Raw genomic sequence first — 3493 nt, 5'->3', positions numbered from 1 at the left:
GAGGCCTTCGACACGGAAGAGGATGGTGTGGGTGGGCGACAGTCAGAGTGGTGGGAGCTGGCGCCAGAACTGACCAAGATCGACGGCCAGTACCGCACTTCACTTGTCGTCGATCCTGCCGACGGCCAGTTGCCATACAACGAGGCCGGCCGCCGCCTCGTGCGTGAAGGCCGTGAAATCCCGCTTGCCGCCATGGCTGGGCCCGAGGTGCGCCCTAGCCCAGAACGGTGTTTGACCGCCGGCTCGGGTGCTGGCGGGGCGCCGATGTTCCCAGCCCGTTACAATGGCCACTACCATATCATTCAGGCGCCAGACGAAGTCGCCATCGCAACTGAGTCAGCAGGGGTGCGCATCGTCCGGCTTGGCGTTCGCACGCATCCGCCGGCGCACATCCGCCTGTGGTCGGGCGATTCCATTGGGCGATGGGAGGGAGACACGCTGGTCGTCGAAACCACGAACTTTCACCCGGGCGAGGTCCACAAGACGCCGCAGCCGATCTCGATTACCGCGGACGCCAAGGTGACGGAGTGGTTCCGACGAATCTCTCCCAGCGAGATTCTTTATAGCTTCTCGGTCCAGGACCCTGCGGTGCTTACCCGCTCGTGGCGCGGCGAGCTGGTCATGCGTGCGGCCAAGGGGCCGGTTTACGAATACGCATGCCACGAGGGAAACTATAGCCTGGCCGGGATTCTCGCCGGCGCGCGCGTTGAGGAAAAAGCTGCGCTCGTGGCCCGGCAGGAACCCGCCGCAACCGCGCCCGGCCGGCGAACCGGCAGGGGCAAGTAGCCGAAACAGGTTTTGCCCGGGCCCCCAAACCGGACACTGCTTCCACCCCTCGCAGGCGTGTCTAGGGCTTTGTAACGACGACCCGGAGGTAGGTTGCAGGTATTTCGGTGCTGTCTTGGCCGGCGCGGTTGTAGTCTTCGAACAGCTTCGTCAGCTCCGTTTCAAGCTGCTCAGCCTTGTCGTCCTTCGAGGCCGCCTCGAACGCATTCATCGTCGGGCCGTAATATTGTTTGAAGGTCTGCAGCAGCTCGCCCGGCGGCCCAGGTGAGCGGAAGAAATAAGTCGCGCGCTCGCAAACAATATTCTCAGCTGACACGCCAGCCGCACCGAAGCGCTCACGAACGTTGTCCTCCACACCCCACGTGACCGGGCTGATAAACCCCTCGGGCGGCGGCGGGGTGTATCTGACGGCAGCACTCCCTTCCGTGCTTCCGAGGTGCTTCCGAGGTCGGCGCACCAATGCTCCCCCCTCGATCTTCTTGAGATAACATCCCGTTTTTGCTAGAGAAAATTGGTGCCGCCTAGGTGACTCGAACACCTGACCCCCGCATTACGAATGCGGTGCTCTACCGGCTGAGCTAAGGCGGCCCGGGTCGTGCGGGCGATGGGGCCGGCGCGACGGGGGGCTATTTAGCGGCTCTGGGCGCGCTCGCCAAGCGCCGCCTGCGCGGCCCGCGGCGCGAGGGCGTGGGGCCGTCGCCAGGGAGTGGGGGCTCGTCGTCGTCATAGTCGCCGCCGCCCACCGGATAGAGCACCGGCTCGGTAAGGAACGGCGCCGCATCGGCGTCGGCGTAGGCGATGGGCAGTTCCGGCAGCTCGTTGAGCGAGCGCTCGTGCCGCTCGTGGCGCGGGTGGATCAGCTCCCCGCTCTCGGCGAAGGTGGCCACCAGCCGGGCCCAGTCGGCGGCATGGTAGGCGAAGGCGCGGCCCTCCGGATCGAGGTCGGACCAGTCCGCCTCGTGCGGGGCGCTCATCCCCTGGGCCATCCAGACGCGGGCCTCGTCGGAAGCCCCTGAAGCGAATGCCACGCGGGCCTGCAGGCCGGCGATACGGGCGGTGACCGGCTCGCCGTCCAGGGCGCGGGCCGCCTGGCGCGCGGCAACGGGGTCGCCGGCGATCAGCGCCTGCTCCACCTGCAGGATGCGGCTCTCGCGATGGGCAGGGTTGACGGCGGCGAGCTGGGACAGGCGCCGAGCCCGCTCGCGCGGCGTCTCGTCGGTGCGCAGGTCGCGGTAGGCCAGCCACAACGCCGGGTGCGGCGCGGCCTTCCAGGCGGTCTCGATGGCGTTCACGGCACGGGCGATCTTGCCGTCCTGGGCCAGCAGGCGCGCGGCCATCACCACCCCGGGCGCGAAGCCGGGCTGGCGTTTGGCGGCCTCCACGGCCTGGTCGAGCGCCAGGCCGCGGGCCTTGGGCTGGGGCGAGTGCTCGAGCTGGGCGGCGGACGCGGCCAGGAGGGCGGCGCGGGCCCGTTCGGCCACCACCGGCGGCACGATCTTGCGGTCCAGCGCGCTCTTGACCAGGTCGAGGCCAGCGTCCCAGTCGGCGGCCTCCAGCCGGGCTTCCAGCAGGGCGCGCCAGGCCCAGCGGGGGGTCCTGGCCTCCCCATAGGCCTGTTCGGCGTGGGCCAGGGCGCCCTCGCGGTCGCCCCGGGCCAGGGCCAGCTGCATCAGGCCCTTGTGGCCGGCCAGGCGCATCTCCGGGAAGCCCAGCATGGCGGCGTAGGCGGTCTGCGCCGCGGCGGTGTCGCCGGCGGCTTCCGCGGCCTGGGCGGCCAGAACCCGCACCAGGCCCGGCTGGTCGGGAGCCATGTCGGCGGCCTTCTGGGCCAGGCGCCGCGCCTCGGACCCGTCGCCGGCCGCGGCGGCCAGGAAACCTCTGCCCAACACCTCAGCGGCCTGCCTGCGGCGGGCCTCGGCGCGCAGCCGATCGGTGCGCCGAGGCGCGTCGAGAATCCACAGAAGCATGCGCCAAGCCAGCGCTGCGGCCAGGGAGGCCGCCAGCGCCAGGATGAGCGCGGTGGCCGCGGTCATGTCCACCCGCCAGCCCAGCCAGATCAAGCTGGCGTGGCCCGCATCGCCGGTGAGCGCCAGCATGCTGACGGCGGCGGCGGCGAACAGCAGGATGACCAGGGCGGCGCGGATCATGCGCCGGTCCCCGCAGGCGCGAGGTCGCGCAGCGCCCGGGCGCGCAGGGTGGCGGCCTGGCGGTCGATCTCGGCGCGCTGTTCGGCCCGGGCGCGCCACGGGGCGAGGGCTTCGCGCGACGCCGGCGACAGACCGTCGAGGGCCTTCAGCCCGCCCTCGATGTCGCCCTCCTCGAACGCCCGTTCGGCCCGGGCCAGACGGGCGTCAGGGCTGTCGCCGGCCACATCGCCGACCCGGCGCAGCGAGACGAACTTCGAGATCGCGAAGATCAGCCGGTCGCCGACGCCGGAATCTTCGGCAGGTGTCCTGCCGGCGCTGGCGGCGCGGGCGGCATAGTCGGGGAAGCTGGCGGCGAGGGCCGCGCGGCTGGGCGCGCCGGCGTCGGCCAGGCGGGAAAGGGCGGCCAGTTCCGGCGCCTCGGGGGCGGCCGTGCGCAAGGCGGCGAGCTCGGCGGGGAACGGGCGCGAGCCCTGCGAGGCCTCCACCAGGGCGGCGGCGGCGAGCGCCGCTACGGCTGCGCCGGAGGTGCGGCTCTCCTGGCTCTCCAGGGCGGCGATGCG

Annotated in this window: 4 protein-coding genes and 1 tRNA gene; 1 reads left to right on the top strand and 4 read right to left on the bottom strand. The window is 71.4% G+C overall.

The genetic code is table 11. The annotated features are described in order from the left end of the window. On the top strand, positions 1–786 hold a 786-nt coding region (locus ACLL81_RS13570; protein ID WP_411288887.1), incomplete at its 5' end, for a hypothetical protein. A 61-nt stretch (positions 787–847) separates the two neighbouring features. Here ACLL81_RS13570 and ACLL81_RS13565 read toward each other — a convergent pair. The 4 genes from ACLL81_RS13565 to ACLL81_RS13550 form a co-directional block, all read right to left on the bottom strand. Beyond that, complete coding sequence (locus ACLL81_RS13565; RefSeq protein WP_411288886.1) at positions 848–1324, bottom strand: hypothetical protein; 477 nt, start codon at positions 1322–1324, stop codon at positions 848–850. Continuing rightward, positions 1299–1374 (bottom strand) — tRNA-Thr (locus ACLL81_RS13560). The genes ACLL81_RS13565 and ACLL81_RS13560 overlap by 26 nt, the downstream gene beginning before the upstream one ends. Positions 1375–1412: 38 nt before the next feature. Then, on the bottom strand, positions 1413–2933 hold the full coding sequence (locus tag ACLL81_RS13555) for a heme biosynthesis HemY N-terminal domain-containing protein (protein ID WP_411288885.1): 1521 nt from the start codon (positions 2931–2933) through the stop codon (positions 1413–1415). Continuing rightward, a partial coding sequence (locus tag ACLL81_RS13550; RefSeq protein ID WP_411288884.1) for a COG4223 family protein occupies positions 2930–3493 on the bottom strand: 564 nt, incomplete at its 5' end. The genes ACLL81_RS13555 and ACLL81_RS13550, both read right to left, overlap by 4 nt.

Source organism: Phenylobacterium sp. (assembly GCF_046590535.1).
Lineage (GTDB): Bacteria > Pseudomonadota > Alphaproteobacteria > Caulobacterales > Caulobacteraceae > Phenylobacterium.
Note: the sequence above shows the minus strand (reverse complement) of the source record. Positions and strands in the feature narration are given on the sequence as shown.